General features: G+C 75.8%; 19 protein-coding genes and 1 riboswitch. Of the genes, 9 read left to right on the plus strand and 10 right to left on the minus strand.

Annotation, left to right across the window (positions count from 1 at the left end; translation table 11 throughout):
• Positions 1-7: 7 nt before the first annotated feature.
• The gene (locus tag BM158_RS10045; RefSeq protein ID WP_229827711.1) at positions 8-832 is read right to left on the minus strand and encodes an oxidoreductase; all 825 of its coding nucleotides are present in this window, start codon (positions 830-832) and stop codon (positions 8-10) included.
• A 24-nt stretch (positions 833-856) separates the two neighbouring features.
• Here BM158_RS10045 and BM158_RS10050 point away from each other — a divergent pair, with 24 nt between their 5' ends.
• Genes BM158_RS10050 through BM158_RS10060 form a run of 3 tightly spaced genes read left to right on the plus strand, consistent with a single transcriptional unit; the run spans position 857 to position 2,657 of the window.
• Entirely contained in the window at positions 857-1,393 is a 537-nt protein-coding gene (locus BM158_RS10050; RefSeq protein ID WP_091557423.1) for a histidine phosphatase family protein, read from the plus strand.
• On the plus strand, positions 1,390-1,911 hold the full coding sequence (gene cobU / locus BM158_RS10055; protein ID WP_091557427.1) for a bifunctional adenosylcobinamide kinase/adenosylcobinamide-phosphate guanylyltransferase: 522 nt from the start codon (positions 1,390-1,392) through the stop codon (positions 1,909-1,911). The genes BM158_RS10050 and cobU overlap by 4 nt, the downstream gene beginning before the upstream one ends.
• Positions 1,908-2,657: an adenosylcobinamide-GDP ribazoletransferase gene (locus BM158_RS10060; protein WP_207506370.1), complete on the plus strand. Its 750-nt coding sequence runs from the start codon at positions 1,908-1,910 to the stop codon at positions 2,655-2,657. The genes cobU and BM158_RS10060 overlap by 4 nt, the downstream gene beginning before the upstream one ends.
• A gap of 7 nt (positions 2,658-2,664) precedes the next feature.
• Here BM158_RS10060 and BM158_RS22410 read toward each other — a convergent pair whose 3' ends face one another.
• The 3 genes from BM158_RS22410 to BM158_RS10075 form a co-directional block, all read right to left on the minus strand.
• Positions 2,665-3,243, minus strand: coding sequence for an FKBP-type peptidyl-prolyl cis-trans isomerase (locus BM158_RS22410; protein WP_229827710.1), 579 nt, complete (start codon positions 3,241-3,243; stop codon positions 2,665-2,667).
• A complete protein-coding gene (gene cobN / locus BM158_RS10070; RefSeq protein ID WP_191328693.1) occupies positions 3,240-6,854 on the minus strand; it encodes a cobaltochelatase subunit CobN in 3,615 nt (1,204 codons plus the stop codon). Before cobN ends, BM158_RS22410 begins: the two co-directional genes overlap by 4 nt.
• Before the next feature lie 53 nt (positions 6,855-6,907).
• Positions 6,908-6,967, minus strand: a riboswitch (cobalamin riboswitch).
• A 27-nt stretch (positions 6,968-6,994) separates the two neighbouring features.
• The gene (locus tag BM158_RS10075; RefSeq protein WP_165628882.1) at positions 6,995-8,731 is read right to left on the minus strand and encodes a PP2C family protein-serine/threonine phosphatase; all 1,737 of its coding nucleotides are present in this window, start codon (positions 8,729-8,731) and stop codon (positions 6,995-6,997) included.
• A 289-nt stretch (positions 8,732-9,020) separates the two neighbouring features.
• Here BM158_RS10075 and BM158_RS10080 point away from each other — a divergent pair, with 289 nt between their 5' ends.
• Positions 9,021-10,412, plus strand: coding sequence for an InlB B-repeat-containing protein (locus BM158_RS10080; protein WP_165628883.1), 1,392 nt, complete (start codon positions 9,021-9,023; stop codon positions 10,410-10,412).
• A gap of 49 nt (positions 10,413-10,461) precedes the next feature.
• Here the strand turns inward: BM158_RS10080 and BM158_RS10085 are convergent, their stop codons facing one another.
• The 3 genes from BM158_RS10085 to BM158_RS10095 all read right to left on the minus strand — a co-directional run bounded on the left by BM158_RS10085 (position 10,462) and on the right by BM158_RS10095 (position 14,058).
• Positions 10,462-12,117, minus strand: a complete 1,656-nt coding sequence (locus BM158_RS10085) for a class I adenylate-forming enzyme family protein (RefSeq protein ID WP_091557435.1) — start codon at positions 12,115-12,117, stop codon at positions 10,462-10,464.
• Positions 12,114-13,082, minus strand: coding sequence for a cyclase family protein (locus BM158_RS10090; protein ID WP_091557438.1), 969 nt, complete (start codon positions 13,080-13,082; stop codon positions 12,114-12,116). The genes BM158_RS10085 and BM158_RS10090 overlap by 4 nt, the downstream gene beginning before the upstream one ends.
• A gap of 79 nt (positions 13,083-13,161) precedes the next feature.
• On the minus strand, positions 13,162-14,058 hold the full coding sequence (locus BM158_RS10095; protein ID WP_091557441.1) for a TetR-type transcription factor C-terminal domain-containing protein: 897 nt from the start codon (positions 14,056-14,058) through the stop codon (positions 13,162-13,164).
• Between the two features lie 85 nt (positions 14,059-14,143).
• Between BM158_RS10095 and BM158_RS10100 the strand changes: the two genes are divergently transcribed.
• Together BM158_RS10100 and BM158_RS10105 are read left to right on the plus strand one after the other, a co-directional pair.
• The gene (locus BM158_RS10100) at positions 14,144-15,379 is read left to right on the plus strand and encodes an acyl-CoA dehydrogenase family protein (protein ID WP_091557445.1); all 1,236 of its coding nucleotides are present in this window, start codon (positions 14,144-14,146) and stop codon (positions 15,377-15,379) included.
• Positions 15,380-15,453: 74 nt separating this feature from the next.
• Positions 15,454-16,365, plus strand: a complete 912-nt coding sequence (locus BM158_RS10105) for an NAD(P)/FAD-dependent oxidoreductase (RefSeq protein ID WP_091558741.1) — start codon at positions 15,454-15,456, stop codon at positions 16,363-16,365.
• Here BM158_RS10105 and BM158_RS10110 read toward each other — a convergent pair.
• Together BM158_RS10110 and BM158_RS10115 are read right to left on the minus strand one after the other, a co-directional pair.
• A complete protein-coding gene (locus tag BM158_RS10110; RefSeq protein ID WP_091557449.1) occupies positions 16,352-17,101 on the minus strand; it encodes a putative protein N(5)-glutamine methyltransferase in 750 nt (249 codons plus the stop codon). The two genes, BM158_RS10105 and BM158_RS10110, sit on opposite strands and share 14 nt — an antisense overlap.
• The gene (locus BM158_RS10115) at positions 17,098-18,468 is read right to left on the minus strand and encodes a DUF2254 domain-containing protein (protein ID WP_165628884.1); all 1,371 of its coding nucleotides are present in this window, start codon (positions 18,466-18,468) and stop codon (positions 17,098-17,100) included. The genes BM158_RS10110 and BM158_RS10115 overlap by 4 nt, the downstream gene beginning before the upstream one ends.
• Before the next feature lie 68 nt (positions 18,469-18,536).
• On the opposite strand from BM158_RS10115, the gene BM158_RS21765 reads away from it, so the two are divergent.
• Entirely contained in the window at positions 18,537-20,183 is a 1,647-nt protein-coding gene (locus BM158_RS21765) for a SigE family RNA polymerase sigma factor (RefSeq protein WP_091557455.1), read from the plus strand.
• A gap of 124 nt (positions 20,184-20,307) precedes the next feature.
• Positions 20,308-20,595 carry a hypothetical protein gene (locus BM158_RS10125; RefSeq protein ID WP_091557458.1) on the plus strand — a complete coding sequence of 96 codons (288 nt, stop codon included), beginning with the start codon at positions 20,308-20,310 and terminating at the stop codon, positions 20,593-20,595.
• Here BM158_RS10125 and BM158_RS10130 read toward each other — a convergent pair whose 3' ends face one another.
• Positions 20,596-21,426 (minus strand): helix-turn-helix domain-containing protein, encoded by an 831-nt coding sequence (locus BM158_RS10130; RefSeq protein WP_091557462.1) that lies wholly within the window; start codon positions 21,424-21,426, stop codon positions 20,596-20,598.
• Between the two features lie 38 nt (positions 21,427-21,464).
• Between BM158_RS10130 and BM158_RS10135 the strand changes: the two genes are divergently transcribed.
• A complete protein-coding gene (locus BM158_RS10135; RefSeq protein ID WP_091557465.1) occupies positions 21,465-22,007 on the plus strand; it encodes a TIGR03086 family metal-binding protein in 543 nt (180 codons plus the stop codon).

Raw genomic sequence — 22,007 nt, forward strand, 5'->3', positions numbered from 1 at the left:
CCCAGTCTCAACCGCGCAGCAGGGACTCGCAGATCGCCAGGCCCTCGCGGGCGCCGAGCTCGGTGGCCCGCGCGCAGTGCACCAGCCAGCCCGCGACGCCCTCGGGGGTACCGCTGCGGTAGCCGGCCAGCGCGGCGGCGTGGGCCGGGGCGCCCAGCTCGGCGAACCCGACCTCGGGCACCGACACCGCCTTGGGGTCCAGGCCGCGGGCGATGCCGGTCAGCCGGCCCGCGGCCCGGGCCACGACCCCGCTGCCGACGGCGAACGGCTCGACCGCGGCCAGCTCGCCGTGCACCACCGCGGCCACCAGGACGGCGGGCGCCGACGTCGCGCCGGTGACCAGCGCGAAGACCCCGCCCAGCCGCGGGCCGGCCTGCGCCGACGGGCGGCCCAGGTCGTCGGCCGGGGCCAGATCGGCGGCGGCGAGCACGTGCATCCGGGCCAGCACCTGGCCCGGCGCCCGGTCCCAGGTCTCCACCATCGAGCCCAGCGCCACCGACACCCGCAGCGCGCCCTGCAGCGTCGGCTCCGAGACGTCGCCGGTGCGCACCTGGGCCAGCGGGACGTCCACGCCCTCCAGCGCCGCGGACGCCCGGGCCCCGCGCAGCGCGGACTCCGAGCTCACCCCGGCGGACTCCCGGCGCAGCACCTTGTGCCCGAGCAGCCGGTCGACGGCGGTGCGGGCGGCCTCGGCGGCGTCCCGCACCCCGGGCAGGTCCAGCAGCGGGGCGAGCGGGTCGGGGCCGGCCGGACGGCTCCGGGGGGCGCCGCGCCGGGCGCCGAGGGCGGCCGCGCCGGGGCCGTCGGTGGGTGGCCGCATCGGGATGGTCACTCCCCGACCCTAGGCTCCCCCTCGATGACCACCGTCCTGCTCGTCCGCCACGGACAGAGCACCTGGAACGCCGCGGGCCTGATGCAGGGCCAGACGGCGCACGTGCCGCTGTCCGAGCTCGGCCACGAGCAGGCCCGGGCCGCGGCCGCCGAGCTCCGGGAGCTGCGGCCCGGGGCGATGGTGGCCAGCGACCTGCACCGCGCCGTGCAGACGGCCGAGCACTGCATGGCCGCCACCGGGCGCCGGTTCACCACCACCCCGGCGCTGCGGGAGCAGGGCTACGGCGTGCTCGAGGGCCGGCCCTCCCGCGAGCTGTGGGACGTCGTCGACTGGACCGACGTGCACTGGGCGGCGCAGGGCGGGGAGTCCCTGGCCCAGCTGCACGCCCGGGTCGCCGGGTACCTGTCGGACCTGCAGGCCGCTCCCCCGGCCGACGTGGTCGCACTGGTCACCCACGGCGACACCATCCGGGCCGCGCAGGCCGTGGTCGCCGGGCACGGCCCCGAGGCGATGCCGCACACCACCCCGCACAACGGCTCGATCACCCGGCTCGAGCTGTGAGCCGCACGCTGGTGCTGGGCGGCTCCCGGTCGGGGAAGTCCGCGCACGCCGAGTCGCTGCTCGAGGGCCGTGACGACGTCGTCTACCTCGCGACGTCGGACCCCCGCCCCGGTGACGCCGACTGGGCGGCCCGCATCGCCGCGCACCAGGCCCGGCGTCCGGCGACCTGGACCACCAGGGAGACGACCAACCCCGGCGAGCTGGTCGTGCCGGGCACCTACCTGGTCGACTCGGTGACCACCTGGGTGACGGCGATGATGGACGCCAGCGGGGTGTGGGACGGCGGCCAGCGCGCCCGCGACCGGCTCTCCCGGCGGGTGGACGAGCTGCTCGAGGCGTGGGTGATGACCCCGGCGCACGTGGTGGCGGTGAGCGACGAGGTCGGCCTGGGCGTCATCCCCGAGACCTCGTCGGGCCGGCTGTTCCGCGACACCCTCGGCACGGTGAACCAGCGGCTGGCCGCGACCGCCGACGAGGTCTGGTTCGTCGTCGCCGGGCTGCCCCAGCGCCTGCGGTGAGGGCCGCCTTCGCCTGGCTGACGACCGCGCGGGTGCGGGGCAACCCGTCGCCGCGGGGCGTGCTCCCGTGGGCGCCGCTGGTCGGCCTGGTGCTCGGCGACCTGGCCTCCCTCACCGGCTGGCTCGGGGCGCGGTGGGCCTCCCCGCTGGTCGGCGCGGTGCTGGCGGTGGGCCTGCTGGCCTGGCTGACCCGCGGGCTGCACCTGGACGGGCTGGCCGACACCGCCGACGGCCTGGGTCCGCTGCGCGGCCGGGAGCGGGCCCTGGAGGTGATGCGGGCCGGCGACGTCGGGCCCTTCGGCGTCGCCACGCTGGTGCTCACCCTGCTGCTGCAGGTCGCCTGCCTGGCCTCGCTGCTGGCCCTCGACGGCGGCTGGCTGGCGCTATGGACGGCGGTGGTCGCCGCCCGGCTGGCCATGTCCCGCTGCGGGCTGCCCGGCGTCCCGGTGGCGGCGGGCTCGTCGCTGGCCGCGGCGGTCGCCGGCACGGTGTCGCGGGTGTGGCTGGCCGGCTGCGCCGCCGTCGCCGTCCTGTGCGTGCTGGGGACGGCGGCCTGGCTGGGCGACCTCGCGCTCGGCGCCCGGCTGGTGGGTGCCGGCGTGCTGGGGCTGGCCGCGGGCGAGCTGCTGCACCGGCGGGCCCGCGCCCGGCTGGGAGGGGTGAACGGCGACGTCATGGGCGCCACCGGCGAGGTCGCCGCCACCGCCACCCTGCTGGCCGCGGCGGTCCTGCTGCCCCCCGGCTGAGGGTGGGTCAGCCGACGGAGACCAGGTCCACCACGAAGACGAGGGTGGCGCCGCCGGGGATGGGGCCCTGGCCGGCCGGCCCGTAGCCCAGGTCGCTGGGGATGGTGATGACCCGCCGGCCGCCGACCGCCATGCCCTGCACGCCCTGGTCGAAGCCCTGGATGACCCGGCCGGCGCCCGCGGTGAAGGGCAGCGTGGAGTCCGCGCCGCGGTTCCAGGACGCGTCGAAGGTCTCGCCGGTGTCGTAGAACGCGCCCACGTACTTCACCTCGACGTCCGACCCGGACCCGGCCACCGGCCCGTCGCCGGCCACCACGTCGGAGACCACCAGCCCGCACGGCGGCGGGGCGTCGGTCCCGGTCACCTCCGGCTGCACCGACAGGTCCGCCGACACCGAGGCCGGCGCCTCCGCGGTCGCCGGCGCCCCGGTGCACGCCGCCGCACCGGTCGTCGGGCCCTGCACCGCCGGCGAGGACGCGGTCGCCGCACCGGACGAGGAGCCCCCACCGGAGGAGGTCGAGGACCCGCACGCCGCCAGGAGCAGCGCGGCGGGCAGGACGAGCAGGGCGGAACGGCGGTGGGTCACGAGGTCCTCTCGGCAGGGGTGCGGGGTCCGGCTTCGAGGTCGCCCTCGGTCTCCAGGTAGGCCTGCTGCAGCTGGGCCAGGACCTCCGGGTCCGGCTCGGCCCACAGCTCCCGGTCGACGGCCTCGAGCAGCCGCTCGGCGATGCCGTGCAGGGCCCAGGGGTTGGACTCCTCCAGGAACGCGCGGTTCTCCGGGTCGAGCACGTAGCTCTGGGTCAGCTTCTCGTACATCCAGTCGGCGACCACACCGGTGGTGGCGTCGTAGCCGAACAGGTAGTCCACGGTCGCGGCCATCTCGAAGGCGCCCTTGTAGCCGTGCCGGCGCATCGCGGCGATCCACTTCGGGTTGACCACCCGGGCGCGGAAGACCCGGGAGGTCTCCTCGACCAGCGACCGGGTGCGCACGTGCTCGGGCCGGGTGGAGTCGCCGATGTAGGCCTTCGGCGAGGCGCCGGTCAGCGCGCGGACCGTGGCGACCATCCCGCCGTGGTACTGGAAGTAGTCGTCGGAGTCGGCGATGTCGTGCTCGCGGGTGTCGATGTTCTTCGCCGCCACCGCGATCCGCCGGTACGCCGTCTCCATGTCGCCCCGCGCGGCGACGCCGTCCAGGTCGCGGCCGTAGGCGTAGCCGCCCCACACCGCGTAGACCTCGGCCAGGTCGGCGTCGGTGCGCCAGTCGCGGCTGTCGATCAGCGACAGCAGGCCCGCCCCGTAGGCGCCGGGCTTGGAGCCGAAGACCCGGGTGGTGGCCCGGCGGCGGTCACCGTGGTCGGCGACGTCGGCGTCCACGTGCTTGCGGACGTAGTTGTCCTCGGGCGACTCGTCCAGGCCGGCGACCAGGGTGACGGCGTCGTCGAGCATGGTCACCACGTGCGGGAAGGCGTCCCGGAAGAAGCCGGAGATGCGCACCGTGACGTCGATCCGCGGCCGCGCCAGCTCGGCCAGCGGGATCGGCTCGAGCTCCTTGACCCGGCGGGACGCCTCGTCCCAGACCGGCCGGACGCCGAGCAGGGCCAGCACCTGGGCGACGTCGTCACCGCTGGTCCGCATCGCCGAGGTGCCCCACACCGACAGGCCCACCGACGCGGGCCACGAGCCCTCCTCGGACCGGTAGCGCTCCAGCAGCCCGTCGGCCAGGCCCTGCCCGGTCTCCCAAGCCAGCCGCGACGGGACGGCGCGCGGGTCGACGGAGTAGAAGTTCCGGCCGGTCGGCAGCACGTTGACCAGCCCGCGCAGCGGCGAGCCCGAGGGCCCGGCCGGCACGTAGCCGCCGTCCAGGGCGTGCAGCGCCATGTCGATCTCGTCGGTGGTGCGGGCCAGCCGCGGCACCAGCTCGTCGACGGCGAAGTGCAGCACCCGCTCCACCTCGGCGTGCGGGCCGCCCAGCACCTCGGCCACCACCGGCCCGACCGCCGAGGACACCCAGCCGGCGGCCTCCAGGCCCTCGACCAGCGCCAGCGCCCGGGCCTCGACGGCGTCGGTCTCCGCCAGGCCCGCCGTGCCGTCCTCGACCAGGCCGAGCGCCTCGCGCAGGCCCGGCATCGCGACCGCGCCGCCCCAGATCTGCCGGGCGCGCAGGATCGCCAGCACCAGGCCCACCCGGGCGTCGCCCTCGGGCGGGGAGCCGAAGACGTGCAGGCCGTCGCGGATCTGGGAGTCCTTGATGGCGCACAGCCAGCCGTCGACGTGCAGGATCATCTCGTCGAACTCGGCGTCGTGCGGCCGGTCCTCCAGGCCCAGGTCGTGGTCCATCTTCGCGGCCTGGATGAGCGTCCAGATCTGCTGGCGGATGGCCGGCAGCTTCGGCGGGTCCATCGCGGCGATGTTGGCGTGCTCGTCGAGCAGCTGCTCCAGCCGGGCGATGTCGCCGTAGGAGTCGGCGCGGGCCATCGGCGGCACCATGTGGTCGACCAGCACCGCGTGCGCCCGGCGCTTGGCCTGGCTGCCCTCGCCCGGGTCGTTGACCAGGAACGGGTAGACCACCGGCAGGTCGCCCAGCGCGGCGTCGGGCGCGCAGGAGGCGGACAGGCCCACGGTCTTGCCGGGCATCCACTCCAGGTTGCCGTGCTTGCCCACGTGCACCAGGGCGTGCGCGCCGAACTCCGAGCGCAGCCAGTGGTAGGCGGCCAGGTAGTGGTGCGAGGGCGGCAGGTCGGGGTCGTGGTAGATCGCGATGGGGTTCTCGCCGAACCCGCGCGGCGGCTGCACCATCACCACGACGTTGCCGGCCCGCAGCGCCGCGAACACGATGCAGTCGTCGGTGGGGTCGACGAACAGCTGCCCCGGCGGCGGGCCCCAGTGCTCGACCATGCGGTCGGTCAGCTCGGTCGGCAGGGTGTCGAAGTACGCGCGGTACGCCGCGGCCGGGATGCGCACCGGGTTGCCGCTCAGCTGCTCGGCGGTCAGCCAGTCGGGGTCCTGGCCGCCGGCCTCGATCAGCGCGTGCACCAGCGCGTCGCCGTCCAGGTCCGCGACGCCGGGCAGCGAGCCCGGCCCGTCGAACGGACCGGTGTCGTAGCCCTGCCCGGCCATCGCGGCCAGCAGCCGGACGACGGAGGCGGGCGTGTCCAGGCCCACCGCGTTGCCGATCCGGGCGTGCTTGGTCGGGTACGCCGACAGCATCACCACGACCTTGCGCTCGGCCGGCGGGGTGTGCCGCAGCCGGGCGTGCGCGACGGCGATGCCGGCGACCCGGGCGGCCCGCTCGGGGTCGGGCACGTAGGAGGTCAGGCCGTCGGCGTCGACCTCCTTGAAGGAGAAGGGCACGGTGATGATCCGGCCGTCGAACTCGGGGATGGCGACCTGGTTGCCGACGTCCAGCGGGGACAGGCCGTCGTCGTTGCCGGCCCAGGTCTCGCGGTCGCTGCCGAGCACCAGGCCCTGGACGACCGGGATGTCGAGCCGGGCGAGCTCGCCGACGTCCCAGGCGCCGTCGTCCCCGCCGGCCTGGGCGGTGGCCGGCCGTGAACCGCCGGCCGCCAGCACCGTGACGACCATGGCGTCGACGGTGCGCAGCACGTCGAGCATGGCGGGGTCCACCGCGCGCAGCGAGGCGGTGTAGACCGGCACCGGCACCCCGCCGGCGGTCTCGACCGCCGCGCACAGGGTGTCGACGAAGGCGGTGTTCCCGGCCAGGTGGTGCGCCCGGTAGTACAGGACGGCGACGCGCGGCCCGGTCGCCGTGGTGGCCCGGTCGACCACTCCCCAGGCCGGTGCCTCGGCGGGGCGCTCGAAGCCCTCGCCGTCCAGCAGCACGGTGTCGGCGAGGAAGCGGTGCAGCTGCACGATGTTGTCCGGGCCGCCCTGCGCGAGGTAGGCGTGCGCCTCGGTGGCCACGCCCATCGGCACGGTCGAGAGCTCCATCAGCTCGGCGTCGGGCAGCTGCTCGCCGCCCAGCACCACGACCGGGACGCCGAGGCCCAGCAGCGGCGCGACCATGTCCTCGTACTTGCGCCTCGACCCGAGGATCCGGAAGACCACCAGGTCGGTGCCGCGGGCGAACTCGACGAGGTCGCCGACGCGGTAGGGGTTGCCCAGCCGCCAGTCGGAGTCACTCGTGCGGGCGGCCAGCAGGTCGGTGTCGGACGTCGAGAGCAGCGTGAAGGTGCGCACCGTGAGCCTTCCCCCGGGTCCGCGCCCGGAGTTCGTGGGGCACGGCAGCCGCAGTGTCTGGCTCCCCCGAGGGGTCACAGTGGCGGGACCGCACCGGGATCGCACCGGTTTCCTCCGCACTGCCGTGGTTGGGCGCGACGCTACCCGGCGGTGCTGGGCAGCTCGGGGACGGCGGACGGCCCGGCCTCCCGTGGGCGGGGCAGGTCCTCCGGGTGGGCGCGCAGCGCGATGAGCGCCACGTCGTCCTCCGGGTGCCGCGGCACGGTGGCCAGCACCCGGTCGCACAGCTCCTCCAGGCCCACCCCGGCCCGCACCAGCCGGCCCACGGTCTGCACCAGCGTGGCCGTGCCGGCGTCCAGGTCGCTGCCGCGCCGCTCGACCAGGCCGTCGGTGTGCAGCAGCACCGTGCTGCCCGGGACCAGCGGGACCTCGTGGTCGTGCCGGTCGGCGGTGTGGTCGACGCCGACCAGCAGGTCCCGGCCCTCCAGCAGCACGACCTCGCCGTCGCCGTCCACGAGCAGGGGCGAGGGGTGGCCGGCGTTGGACCAGCGCAGCACCCGGCCGGCGCCGGCCTGCTCCACCCGGGCCACGAGCACGGTGGCCAGGGTGCCGACGTCGAGGCCGGTGACCGCGCGGTCCAGGGTGGTCAGCACCTGCGCCGGCGTGCCGCCCGAGGCCCACACGATGCCGCGCAGCAGGTTGCGCAGCTGGCCCATCGCGGCCGCGGCCTCCCGGTCGTGGCCGGTGACGTCGCCGATGACCAGGTGGGTGGCGCCGTCGGGGCCGAGGAAGGCGTCGTACCAGTCGCCGCCGACCTGCGCCTCGGCCGCGGCCGGCAGGTACCGCGGGACGACGTGCAGGTGGTCGGGCTCCGGCGGCGCGGTCAGCAGCGAGCGCTGCAGCGTCTCGGCCAGCCGGGCCACCGCCGACGCCGCCTCGGCCGCCGCGTCGGCGGAGGCGATCCGGGTGATCGTCTGCGCGGTCAGCGCACCGAGGGCGCCGACGAACTCCCGGTCGGCCGGCCGCCAGTGCCGGTCGGTCCGCTGGCCCAGGGCGAGGGACCCGATCAGCCGCCGCGACGAGCGCAGCGGCACCGAGCAGCCCGAGCGCACGCCCGACCGGCGCCAGACGCCGACCCCGCCGGGGAACTGCGCGGCCGCGGCCTCGAGGTCGGGGACGAAGTGCGACCGGCCGTGGACCGCGGAGTCGACCATCGGGAGCGGGAAGTCGGCGGGCAGCCGCCGGACGGTGTCCACCGTGGCGGCGTCCAGCGGGGCGTCGACGTAGGTGGTCACCGCCGAGCCGTCCTCCTCGGTCAGGCAGAGGATGACCCCGGTGGTGCCGAGCGTGGCGGCCGCGTGCCGGGTGACCACGGCCAGGGCGCCGCCCACGGTCTCGACCCGGCCCAGCTCCTCGGCGACGGTGACCAGACCCGCCATCCGGGTCGCGTCGGCGAACTGCTGCTGCGCCGCCTCGCGGCCGTCGGTGACGTCGACGTTGGTGCCGACCATGCGCACCGGCGCGCCGGCGCCGTCCAGGAGCACCCGGCCCAGCGCGGCGACCCACCGCACCGCGCCGTCGGGGTGCACCACCCGGAACTCCACGTCGAGCAGGTCCCCGCCGACGATCGCCTCGTCGAGCGCGCCCTGCACGACCGGCCGGTCGTCGGGGTGGATGGCCAGGTCGATGTCGGCGACGGTGCCGGTGAGCTCCACGCCGGTCAGGCCGAAGATCGCCCGGCTGCGGTCGTCCCAGACCAGCTCGTCGGTGTGCAGGTCCCAGTCCCACAGGCCCAGGCCCGCGGCGTCGGTCGCCACGGCGAGCCGGGCCAGGAGCACGTCCCGGTCGCCGTCGCCCTCACCACGCGTCGTGGCCACGTCGGCAGTATGCGGTACCCCACCGGCGGATCTCCACGGAACCGGCCGGTGGAGTACCGGAAGTTCTCCTCGCGGAACCAGGAGGGCCGCACCCTGCACCGCGGCCCCGTCCCGTGGTCAACCCGGCCCGGGTCCTGCCGATGACCACGGCACGAGGCGTCTGCTGTCGACCCTGCTGGCCCTGCTCCTCGGCACCGCTGCGGTCGCCCTGGGCGCCGGCACCGCCCAGGCCGCGCCGTCGGAGGGCACCCGTGACACCGCCTTCGCCCCGATCGGCATCGGTGGCCTGGTGCTCGACGCCGTCCTCGACCCCCAGGGCCGCCTCGTCGTCGTCGGCGGTCTGACCAGCGCGGAGGGCGTCAGCCGCAACGGCATCGCCCGCTACCTGCCCGACGGCACGCTGGACACCACCTTCACGACCACCGGGAGCGGGTTCGACGGCGCCGTGTCCAGCGTGGCGGTGGACAGCACCGGCAGGGTCCTCGTCGGCGGCAACTTCACCCACTACGACGGCGTCCCCGCCCCCCGCATCGCCCGCCTCACCCCCACCGGCGCCCTCGACACCACCTTCACCACCGGGAGCGGGTTCGACGGCAGCGCGTTCTACCCGGCGATCGACAGCACCGGCAGGATCGTCGTCGCCGGCGACTTCACCACCTACGGCGGCGCCCCCGCCCGCCAGGTCGCCCGTCTCAGCAGCACCGGCGCCCTCGACACCACCTTCACCACGGGCAGCGGCGTCGACGACGACATCTACGACCTGGCGATCGACAGCACCGACGAGGTCCTCGTCGGTGGCAGGTTCACCACCTACGACGGCGTGCCCACCCCGCACCTCGCCCGCCTGACCACCACCGGCGCGCTCGACACCACCCTCCGCACCGGCACCGGTCCCGACGCCGGCGTGAACGTCGTGGTGAGCGGTACCGACGGCGACGTCTACGTCCTCGGTGACTTCACGACCTACGACGGAGCGACCGCGAACCGGGTCCTCCGGCTGGCTGCGGCTCCGGAGTCCCTGACCTACGACCCCAACGGCGGCACCGGCACCGTCCCGGCCACCCAGACCGCGCGCACCGGCGGCACGGTCACCGTCGCCGACGGCACCGGGCTCACCCGCGCCGGCTACAGGTTCAGCGGCTGGAACACCGCCGCCGACGGCAGCGGCACCGCCAGGGCCGCCGGCGCCACGACCACCCTCACCGCCAGCGTCACCCTCTACGCCCAGTGGGCCGCCGTCCCCACCACCGACCCCGTCCCGGGTGCGGGCGCCGCCTCGATCACCCTGGTCGGCGGCGCCGGCAGCGTGGCCGCCCGTGCGCCCTTCACGGTGGCGGCCACCGGCCTCGAGCCCGGCAGCACCTACACCGTCACCCTGCACTCCACCCCGGTCGTCCTGCTCACCGGGTCCGCGCCCGCGGACGGCACCGTGCAGGTCAGTGCCACCCTCCCCGCGCACGTCCCCGCCGGCGCCCACCGTCTCGTCCTCGAGGCCACCGCCGCCGACGGCACCCCCCTGCTCGTCGAGACCGCGTTCACCGTCGACGCCGACGGGCGGATCACCACCGGCGCCCTCGCCGCCACCGGCGACGACACCGCCCTCCCCCTCACCGCCCTGGGCACCGTCCTCCTGCTGGCCGGCACCGGCGCCGTCCTGGTCGGCCGCCGCCGCCAGCACTGACCCCCGCACGCGGGCCCCGGAACCACCGCGGTCCCGGGGCCCGCGTGCGTCAGTTCCGGGCGCGCAGCTCGCGCCGGAGGATCTTGCCGGTGGTGGTCTTGGGGAGTTCCTCGACCACCTCGACGTGGCGCGGGTACTTGTAGGCGGCCATCCGCTCCTTGGCCCAGGCGATGACCTCGTCGGGGTCCACGGTGGCCCCCGGCTTGGTCGAGACGTAGGCCTTCACCGTCTCGCCGCGCACCTCGTCGGGGATGCCGACCACGGCGACCTCGCGGACGGCGGGGTGCCCGTAGAGCACGTCCTCCACCTCGCGCGGCCACACCTTGTAGCCGGCCGCGTTGATCATGTCCTTCTTGCGGTCGACCAGGAAGAACCAGCCCTGGGCGTCCATGAACCCGACGTCGCCGGTGCGCAGCTCACCGCCGGGGATGGACTCCGCGGTGGCGTCGGGCCGCTCCCAGTAGCCGGGCACGACCTGGGGACCTGCGGTGGCGAACTCCCCCACCTCGCCGACCGGCACCTCCTCGCCGTCCTCGCCGAGCACCCGGACCACGGTGTCGTAGACCGGCACCCCGACGCTCAGCGCGCCGGAGTTCTCGTCGACCGGGGCCTTCACGCCCATCGGCACGCCGTGCGAGGGGCTGTTGGTCTCGGTGAGCCCGTAGATGTTGTGCACGTAGACGCCGAGCTTCTCCTCCAGCTGGTCGGTCACCGCCGGCGCGATCGGCGCGCCGCCGGAGTAGACCGCCCGCAGCGAGGAGAAGTCCTCCCGGGTGGCGCCCTCGGCGTTGCCCAGCGCGATGAACACCGCGATGGCGCCGACGGTGAAGGTCGGCCGGTGCTCCCGGATGGCCTCGAGCACCACGTCGGGGTGGAACCGGTGCGCGATGACCAGCGGGCAGCCGACCAGCACGGCGATGGCCACGTGCCCGATCAGCCCGGTGATGTGGAACAGCGGGGCCACGCCGAGCACCACGTCGTCCGGGCCCAGCCGCATCCACTCGCGGTAGGTGTAGGCGTTGAACGTCATGGTCGAGTGCGTGTTCATCGCACCCTTGGGCCGGCCGGTGGTGCCCGAGGTGTAGGTCAGCACCCCGATGTCGTCGCCGGACAGCTCCACCGGCGGCGGCTGCTGACCGGCGAACCGGGCGACCAGCTCGTCGAGGTCGGTGGTGCCCTCCGGGGTGGACTTCGTCGTCCCGTCGAACAGCCGGGGGTCGGCACGGGTCTGGTGGTCCAGCCCCGAGCAGGTGATGACCGTGCGGACCTGCGTCCCCGGCAGCACGCCGCGGGCCACGGTGTCGTACAGCTCGTCCAGGCACAGCAGCGCCGTGGCCCCGGAGTCGGTGAGCAGGTAGGTCAGCTCGGCGGCCTTGTTCATCGGGTTGATCGCGACCGCGGCCCCGCCGGCCTTCCACGCGCCGAGCAGCCCGATGACGAAGGCCGGGTCGTTCTGCACGTAGAGGCCCATCCGGTCGCCGTGGGCGAAACCGCCCTCCAGCAGCCCCAGGGCGAGGGCGTCGGAGGCGGCGTCGAGGTCGGCGTAGGTCAGCGAGCCGTCGAAGTACCTGATCGCGACCGCGTCGGGGGTCGCTCCCACCGTGGCCCGGAAGACGTCGAGCAGCGTGGCGTGCTCGGGCGTGATCGAGGCCGGCTGACCCTCCCCGTAGAGGGCCAGCCACGGCTTGTCGGTGTAGACGCTCACTTGATCGCCAGGGGGTTCACCGGCGACCCCGAGCCCAGGTGCACCTTGAGCGGGGCGGCGGCGTAGAGGAACGTGTACTGGCCGTCCTCGGCGCAGCTGTCGGCGAGGGTCTCCAGGTCGGCGATCTCGGTGAGGGTGACCCCGAGGTTGCGCATCAGCGCGCTGTGCAGCGGCAGCGCCGTCCCGTTGTTGGGGTCGAAGGTGACCTCGTTGGCGATCGTGTCGGTGACCAGGTTGGGGATCTCCATCTCCTGGAACCACTGCACCAGCTCGGGGCTGTACACCAGGCCCGGCTCGCAGAAGCCCTCGTAGAACGCCTCGCCCTGGTCGTGGAACAGCTGCAGGAAGTTGGTCCGGATCACCAGCACGTCGCGCTTCTGGATCTCCGCACCCTGCGCCCGCGCGCACTCCTCGAGGTCGGTGTGGGTGAAGGTCTCGGCCTTGTCCAGCGTCCGCTTGCCGCGGAAGCGGGCCATGTCCAGCAGGATGCCGCGACCGACCACGCCCTTCTGCGCGATCGGCTCGACGCTGGCCTTCTGCAGGCCGCCGACGGTGGTGCGGGCGTCGTAGCCGTTCCAGATCTTGCCGCCGTACCAGACGTGGCCCAGCGCGTCGTACTGCGTGGAGCCCTGCAGGAACGCGTTGATCTTGTCGTCGGCGTAGTGCAGGCCGCCGGGGTAGGACGGGGCGTCGGAGCCGTCCCAGCTGGACTCGTCGAGGATCTGCGTGCGCTCCGCCGGGGTGCGACCGGGCCACACCGGGTCGCCCTTCGGGTCACCGATCAGGCGCTGCAGCGTGTGCACCTCGCCCTTCTTCACGTGCGCGATGCCGCGCAGCACCTCGTCGGCGGTGAGGTAGTTCAGCGCGCCCACCTCGTCGTCGGGGCCCCACTTGCCCCAGTTGGTCGGCGAGTCGGCGAGCAGGTCGGTCAGGTCGGGGACCTCGGGCTTCTCGGTGCTGGTCATGTCGTCTCCTCGTCGAGCGGCAGGGACCCGCACGACCGGACGCTCGTCCGGTCCGCGCTGGCGTGCAGGATGATGCAGGTCACAGGCGAGGGGGGTCAAGGTCGTCGCCACGGTCGCGCAACGCTGCCCCGCCGAGCAGCCGCAGGGCGTAGTCGACGTACTGCTCGGCGACGTCCTCGGGCGTCAGCGGGCCGTCCGGCCGGAACCACTGCGGGATCGCGGTGCACAGCGTGACGACGGCGCGGGCGGCCGCCCGGGGGTCGCCGACCGACAGCTGACCCGCGGCGACCGCGGCGGCCACCTCCTCGTCGACGGCCTGCTGCTGGGCGCGGCGGACCGCGGCCACCCGCTGGTAGTCGGCGAGGGCGAGGCTGCGCATCTCGCTGGCCCCGAGGAACGCGGTGGCCCGCCGGTGGGAGTGGAACAGCGCCAGGCACTCGACCAGCAACGCGACCCGCTGCACCGGGTCGGCACCCTCCGCGCGGGCGGCGCGGACCCGGGTGTCGAGGTCGGCCATCGTGCGGTCGAGCAGCGCGACGAGCATGTCGTACTTGCTCTCGTAGTAGTGGTAGAGACCGGAGACCGACAACCCCGCGCGCGCGGCGATCGTGCGGATGGTGGAGCCGTGGTAGCCGACCTCGACGAACCCGACCAGGGCCGCGGTCAGCGCCGGGTCCAGCTGCAGCGGTCCGTAGTGCCGCCAGTCGCCGTCGGCGGGTGCCGGCGGGCCGGGGGCCGGCAGCCCGGTGAGGACGTCGGGGCCCGGACCGCGGCCGTCGGGGTCGAACACCCGGGCCACCGGGACGCCGAGCAGCTCGGCGATGGCCGCCACCCGGACGGCGCTGACCCCCGTGTGGCCGTTCTCCACCGCGCTCAGCGTCGCCGGGCTGACGCCGAGGCCGGCCGCCAGCGCGCGCAGGCTGATCCCGCGCGCGGTGCGCAGCCGCCGGATCGAGGCCCCGATGCCCGCCGCCACGTCGCCCTCCTCGCCCGGGACCGTCGGACCCCGCTGCTAGCGTGCCGCCACCGTGCAGCGGCGCACGTGTTCAGGAAGGCTGATCATGACCCACTCCCTCGCCACCCCGTCAAGCCGTGCGACCGAGCTGCACGCCCGGATGGTGGACTTCCTGCGCGACCAGGTGCTGCCCGCCGAGGCGGAGTACGAGCAGTCCCGCCGCGAGGCCGGCCCGCACGGGCACGACGTGCCCCCGGTGGTGGAGAGGCTCAAGACCGAGGCGAAGGCGCAGGGGCTGTGGAACCTGTTCCTGCCCAGCGAGTCCGGGCTGACCCAGCTGGAGTACGCGCCGCTGGCCGAGCTGACCGGCTGGAGCCTGGACCTCTTCCCCGAGGCCACCAACTGCGCGGCGCCCGACACCGGGAACATGGAGCTGCTGCACCTGCTCGGCACGCCCGAGCAGAAGCAGCAGTGGCTCGAACCCCTGCTGGCCGGGGAGATCCGCTCCGCGTTCGCCATGACCGAGCCCGCGGTGGCCAGCAGCGACGCCACCAACATCGAGACCCGCATCGAGCGCGACGGCGGCGACTACGTGGTCAACGGCCGCAAGTGGTGGACCTCGGGCGTGCTCGACCCGCGGTGCGCCGTCCTGGTGGTCATGGGCAAGACCGACCCGCAGGCCCCCACGCACCGGCAGCAGTCGATGCTGGTCGTGCCGCGCGACACCCCGGGCATCACCGTCGAGCGCGACCTGCCGGTCTTCGGCCAGCACGACCAGCACGGGCACGGCGTGGTGCGCTTCGACGACGTCCGGGTCCCGGTGTCGGCGGTGATCGGCGAGGAGGGCGGCGGGTTCGCCGCCGCGCAGGCCCGGCTCGGGCCCGGTCGCATCCACCACTGCATGCGCGCCCTGGGGGCGGCCGAGCGGGCCCTGGCGATGATGGTCGCCCGGGTGCGGGAGCGGGTCGCGTTCGGCAGGCCGCTGGCCGAGCAGGGCGTGGTGCAGCACCAGATCGCCGAGAGCCGCATCGAGCTCGACCAGGCCCGGCTGATCTGCCACCAGGCCTGCCAGGTCATCGACACGGAGGGCAACAAGGCGGCCAAGGACCTGGTCGCGATGGCCAAGGTCGCGGTGCCGCGGGCGGCGTCCTCGGTGATCGACCGGGCCATCCAGACCCACGGCGGCGCGGGGGTCACCGACGTCACCCCGCTGGCCGCGATGGCCGGCTGGCACCGGGCGATGCGGCTGTTCGACGGGCCCGACGAGGTGCACCTGCGGTCGCTGGCCAGGAGCGAGCTGGGCCGCGAGCCCCTGGTCCCGCTGGCCCGGGTCACCGTCTGAGGGTCGCGTCGACGGTTTGCCGGATCGGCACGGATCGTTGCGGTACCGGCGCGGTGGGCCGCATCGTCGTCGGCATGGATGCGGACGTGGTGGTCATCGGTGGGGGTCCGGCGGGGCTGAGCGGGGCTAAGGCGCTGGCCCGCTCGCTGCGGTCGGTGGTGGTCGTGGACGACGACCGGCCGCGCAACGCCCCGGCGGACGGGGCGCACAACGTGCTGGGCCACGAGGGCATCGCGCCCCGTGACCTGCTGGCGATCGGCCGGCGCGAGCTCGAGGGCTACGGCGGCCGGGTGGTGGACGGGCGGGTGGTCGACGCCCGGCGCACCGACGGCGGGTTCGTGGTGGAGCTGGCCGACGGCGGGGCGCTGACCGCGCGGCGGCTGCTGCTGGCCGGCGGCGGGGTGGACGAGCTGCCCGACGTCCCCGGCCTGGCCCAGCGGTGGGGCCGCGACGTCCTGCACTGCCCCTACTGCCACGGCTACGAGGTGCGCGGCCAGGCGATCGGGGTGCTGGCCACCAGCCCGGTGTCGGTGCACTCGACGCTGATGTTCTCCCAGCTCAGCCCGGACGTCGTCCTCTTCGCGCACGGGTACTCCCCGACCGCGGAGGAGCGGGCGACGCTGGACGCGCGCGGCGTGCAGGTGGTCGAGGGCGCGGTGGCCGGGGTCGAGGTGACCGACGACCGCCTCTCCGGGGTCCGGCTGGCCTCGGGCGAGGTGGTCGCCCGCGAGGCGCTGGTCGTCACCTCCTTCGTGCGGGCCCGCACCGACCACCTGGCCGGGCTGGACCTGCCGGTCGAGGAGCTGCGGATGGGCGACCTGGTGCTGGGCACCAAGATCGTCGCCGAGCCCACCGGGAGGACGCCGGTGACGGGGGTGTGGGCGGCGGGCAACGCGGTCGAGCCGATGGGCCAGGTGGTCGCCTCGATGGCCGCCGGGCTGATGGCCGGCGCCCAGCTGAACATGGACCTGATCACGAACCCCTGACCCGGGTGCCGACGACGACCGCGGCACCGCGGTCGTCGTCGGTGACCAGCCGGGCGGCCAGCCCGCCGGCGGTCACCGCGGCCAGCGTGCCGGGCGCCTGCCGCCGGCTGGTCTCCAGCAGCAGGGAGCCGCCCGGGGCCAGCCAGCCCCGGGCGCCGGCGGCCACCCGGCGGTGCAGGTCCAGCCCGTCCGCCCCGCCGTCCAGCGCCGTGGCCGGCTCGTGGTCGCGGGCCTCCGGCGGCATGTCGGCGATCGCGTCGGTGGGCACGTAGGGGGCGTTCACGCAGAGCAGGTCCACCCGCCCGCGCAGGTGCTCCGGCAGGGCGTCGAACAGGTCCCCGGCCCGGGCACCCACGCCGTTGCGCCGGGCGCAGGCGACCGCGGCGGGGTCGACGTCCGCGCCGACCAGCTCGGCGTCCGGGAGCCCCGCGGCCACCGCGAGGCCGACCGCACCGGAGCCGCAGCAGAGGTCCACGACCACCCGGCCGCCCAGCGCGACCGCCTCCTCGACCAGCAGCGCGGTGCGCTGGCGCGGCACGAAGACGCCGGGGTCCAGGAGCACCCGGAGGCCGCAGAAGGCGACCCAGCCGAGCACCTGCTCCAGCGGCTCCCCGGCCACCCGCCGGGCGACCAGGGCGTCGAGGTCGCGGCCGTCGGCGGCCAGCAACGCGGCCTCCTCCTCGGCGAACACGCACCCGGCGGCGCGCAGCCGCGCGACGACCTCGGCCGGGTTCACCCCTGGAGTGTGCGCTCCGTGGCGGCCGCCCCCTCCGGCCAGGCCCGCCGCCAGCGCCCGGCCAGCGCGTCCTCCACGTCGGTCCGCCAGCCCCGTACCTCCTCGGCGTCCAGGTCCGCCGTCCGCCCGGCCACCGCGCAGACCCGGTCGAGCCAGGTGCGCAGCACCGTGTCCAGCCGCCCGTCGGGCGCGCGCCAGGCCAGCTCGCGCAGCACCCCGGCCAGCCGGCGCAGCACCGCGGGCGAGCCCTCCGCGTACTGCACCGGTTCCTCCAGGCCCAGCCGGACCAGCGACTCCAGGGACCGCTGCGGCACCACCAGCCGGGTGCCGCCCTGCTCGTCGACGGTGACCGCCGGCCCCAGCGGGCGGTGGGCCAGGTCCCCGAGCAGGGCCGAGACGTGGCTGAGGGCGTGGACCGCCGTCGTCGGGTCGTTCACACCCGGGCTCAGCGCGCGGGCGGCGATGTCGACCACCTTGCGCAGGCTGTAGGCGACGTCCCGGTCGGCGGAGCGTTCGTGGTGCAGCCGCAGGCCGGCCTCGACCGCCACCCGGACCGGGGTGAGGTCGCTGCCGGGCGGGGCCCAGACGTGCGCGACCGGCACGCCGGCCAGCACGGGATCACCGATGCACGGCTCGAGCAGCACCACCGCGCCCGCCTGCTCCGCCGCCCGGGCCACCACCCGGTCGTCGACGTCGACGAGGAACCCGCTGGAGCCGACGACCACCGGCTCCGGCCGCCCCCCGGGCAGCACCGGGCCCGGGCCGTCGGGGTCGCTGCCGAGCTCCTCGTCGTAGGTCCGCATGGCCTCGTCGTGGACGTCGCGCAGCATGGTCTCGACCCGCAGCGACCGGGCGAGGTGGCCGAGGAACAGCAGCAGCGCGACCACCGCGCCGAGGGTCAGCACGTAGGCCACGGTGATCGACAGCCGCGGCACGAAGGCCTGCGCCGACGTCCCGGCGTCCTCGGTCCGCACCGTGCGCAGCACCGACAGGGCGTAGACGAAGGTGAGCACCAGCTGGCCGAGCGTCAGCTGCACCACCCGGTCGGTCACGAACGTCTGCAGCACCCGCGGGCTGTACTGGCTGCTGCTCAGCTGCAGGGCCACGACGGTCAGCGAGAAGACCAGCCCGGTGACGGAGATGAGCGACCCGGAGATGGCGGCCAGCACGTCCCGGGCCGCGGACGGCCCGCCGCCGAAGACGAAGGTGAGCGGGCTGCTCCCGTCGGCTCCCTCCAGCGCCTCGTCCAGGGCCGGGAGGGCGACGCCGAGCCCGATGGCGACCACCACCCCGACCACCGGGAGGGGCCACAGCGACCCGCGGGCGGCGCGCCACAGGCGGCGCGGCCAGGACGTCCGGCGCTTCACGTGGTGATCACCGCGGCACCGTGCCCCGCCGGGCACCGGACGAACCCGATCGGGGGTTCACTGTGCCGGTGACCGACGACTGGCGGGAGCTGCTGCCGACGGCGTTCCTGCTGGCCGGCAGCGACGCGGGTGCCCGCGACCTGCTGGCGCGCGCCCTGGCCCGCGGGGGCGGGGTCGACGCGCTCGTGCGCGCCCACCTGCGCCGCCGGGTGGGCCGCGAGGTGGTCCTCAGCGGCTCCCCGGGGACGCCGTGGTGGGTCTCCCCCGCCGACGCCGCGGCCGCGGCCGAGCTGTCCGCCGGGCTCGCCGGGCTGACCCGCGCCGAGCGCGCGGCGGTGGTGCTGCGCTGGTTCGAGGACCGCCCGGCCGACGAGGTCGCGCGGCGGGTGCCCGGCGTGGACCTGGCGGGCCTGCCGGGCCGGCTCGGGGTGCCGGCGGAGCAGCTGCCGGCCCGGCTGGAGGTGCTGGCCGGGACCGCGCAGCTGGCCGACCTGGACGACGCCGCCGTCGCCGACGGGGTGCGCGCCGTGCGCCGGGGCCGGTGGGCGATCGCGGGCGCCGCCGTCGCGGTGGTCGCCGTCCTCGCCGTCGGCGTCACCGCCCTGCCCGACCTGGTGCGCCCCGCGGAGCCCCCGGCGACCGGCGCGCCCCCGGTCCCGCTGGGCCCGGCGCGGGGGTCGCTGGCCGGGGACACGGAGTTCGTCGCCGACCTGCGCGACCAGATGGCGCCGGCACCGGACCGGGCCCGGCTGCTCTACGCCGGCGACGCGGTCGGCCACCGCTGGGCGCTGCTGGTGCAGGTCGAGGACGGCGGGACGACGGCCACCTGGTTCACCGGCCCGACCGGGTCCCCCGCGGCGGCGATGAGCTCCCAGGTCACGGCCCGCAGCAGCGCCTCCTCGACCGTCTTCTCGGCCACCGTCGAGGACGACCGCGGCGCGGCCCTGCTGCTGGTCGCCGCGCCCGGGGACGAGGTCGAGGTGTCCGCCGGGTTCGACGTGGCCGCCGACGGCACGGCGGCGCGCACCTCCCGGCCGGTGGGCACCGCCGACGGGGTGTCGGCCGTGCGGCTGGACCGCGCCGGCGGCGGCGGGGTGGTGGCCCGGGTCAGCCGGGACGGCACCCCGGTGACCACCGACCGGCCGGTGCTGCTGCAGACGTCGGCCAGCTGGGCGGGGACGCCGCTGGCCGCCCGTTCGGGAACCGACCCGGTCGACCCGTTCGCCTACCGCGTCGCGGTCGAGCAGGTCACCGGTCCGACCGGACGCCGGCCGCAGGACCTGGCGGTGACGGTGCTCGGGTCGGGCACCTTCCCGGCCCCCGGTGGGACGACCGCGCAGGCGGTGACCGTCGCGGTCGTGCTGCCCACCGGCGCGGTGGCCACCAGCACCGTCGCCGGGACGGGCTTCGCCGCCCAGCCCTGCGGCACGTCGACCCACCCGGCCGGCACCGACCCGGCCACCCTGGTGGTCGTGGCCCGCTGCGCCTCCTACGCCGGTGACTCCTCCACCTTCGGGGCCACGCTGGTGGTCGCCGCGCCACCGGGGACCCCGGTCGAGCTGAACACCGGCGCCGGCGGAGCGCTGACGGTCCCGGCGCTGGACGCCGGCTGGGGCTTCCAGGTCGACGGCGCCGACGACCTCTCCGTGTTCCGGGCCGGCGCCGCGTCGGGGGCCGTGGCCCGGGCCGGCGACGGGCCCCTCGAGGACTTCTGACAACACGCGGGATGAAGTTGCCAACAACCGGAACGCGCACGTATCAGGTCGCGCCGTGGTGACCAGCTGGTACATGGCCCTAGGTTCGGTTGCACCCAACCCAGGGCTCCCCGGAAGGCCTCCCATGACCGCAGCGCTCTCCCCCGCCGACGGCCACGACCACGACCGGCCCGCGCTGCGCCTGGTCCCCCCGAGGCTGACCCTGAGCCTGCTCGAGGCCGCCCGGCTGTGCCCGGTCTCGACCAAGGTCCTGTGGGTCGAGTACCTGACCCTGGGCGGGGAGCAGCGCTACGAGGAGTTCTGCGACCACCTGGCCGACCCGGCCGACGGCGACCCCACCGAGCACGGCCTGGTCGTGCAGACCGTCGCCGAGCTGCTCGCCGACGAGGGCGTGGACGTCGACATCGCCTGATCAGCCCGGACGGCGGTGCTCCGCGGCGAACCGCCCCGGCGGGGTGCCGACCACCGCGGCCCAGTCACGGGTGAAGTGCGCCTGGTCGGCGTAGCCCAGCAGAGTCGCGGTCTCCGCGAGCGATCCGTCCCCGGCCCGCAGCCGCTCGGCCGCCTCGTGCAGCCGGCGCCGCTGCACCAACCACTTCGGCGTGAGCCCCAGCCGGCGCGCGACCAACCGCTGCAGCGCCCGCTCGCCCAGCCCGGTCGCCGCGCACAGCTGGGCCACCCGCACCAGGTCCGGGCGCGACTCGACCAGCCCGACCACCCGGTCCACCAGCTCGCCCTCGGCGTCCACCGGCAGGGACGGGCGCAGCAGGTCGGCGAAGGCCTGCACCGCCACGGCGTGCGCCGCCGGGGCGCGCGGGTCGGGGCCCATCGCCGTCCGCACCCGGTCGGCCAGCTCCCTCCCGGGGTCGCCGAGCAGCTCGCCGATGTCGACATGGCGGTCGGTGAGGGTCGACATGTCGACACCGGACACCAGCGACCCGGCCGCCGGCGTCAGCATCACCCCGACCGCCCACCCGTCGCCGGCGAGCACGGTCTCCGACAGCCCGGTGACGACGCCGTAGAACCGGGCGTAGTCGGGGCTGACGACGACGAGCCCGACCGGGTACTGCAGCACCCGCTGCACCGACTCCTGCCCCGGCGGCACCGACCACACGGGGATCCAGAACCGCTGCACCAGCGGGACGAGGTCCGGCGGGGGCGCGTACCGGAACATGGTGTGCGAGCGGTCGTCCGGGGCCCGCAGGTGCGCCCGCTCCACCGCGTCGGTCGTGTCGGGTTCCATCAAGACCCACCCTGCCGCACCCCGCCAGGGTGGTGGGCATGCACCGGACCGCCGCCGCCCACCGGGCCGCCGCCGCAGCCCTGACCGCCGTCCTCGACGCCGTCCCCGCCGACCGGTGGGACCGGCCCTCCCCATGCGAGGGCTGGACGGCCCGCGACGTCGTCGCGCACGTCGTGGACACCCAGCGCGAGCTGCTCACCACGCACGGCGCGGACGTCGGCCCCCGCCCCGACCTCGCCGACCCGGCCACTGCCTTCCGCGCGCACACCGGCACCGTCCGGGACCTGCTCACCGACGGGCTGCTCGACACCGCCTACGACGGCTTCTTCGGCCCCACGACCGTCGGCGCCACGCTGGAGCAGTTCTACGTGTGGGACCTGGTCGTGCACCGCTGGGACGTCGCCCGGGCCACCGGCGGCGACGAGACCCTCGCCGACGCCGAGCTGGACCGCATCGAGGCCGGCGCCGACTCCTTCGGGGACGCGCTGCACATGGACGGCATCTGCGGGCCGGCACTGCCGGTCGGCGCGGACGCCGACCGGCAGACGGCCCTGCTGGCCCGGCTCGGTCGCCGGGCCTGA

It is taken from the genome of Klenkia taihuensis, from assembly GCF_900112525.1.
Taxonomy (GTDB): domain Bacteria; phylum Actinomycetota; class Actinomycetes; order Mycobacteriales; family Geodermatophilaceae; genus Klenkia; species Klenkia taihuensis.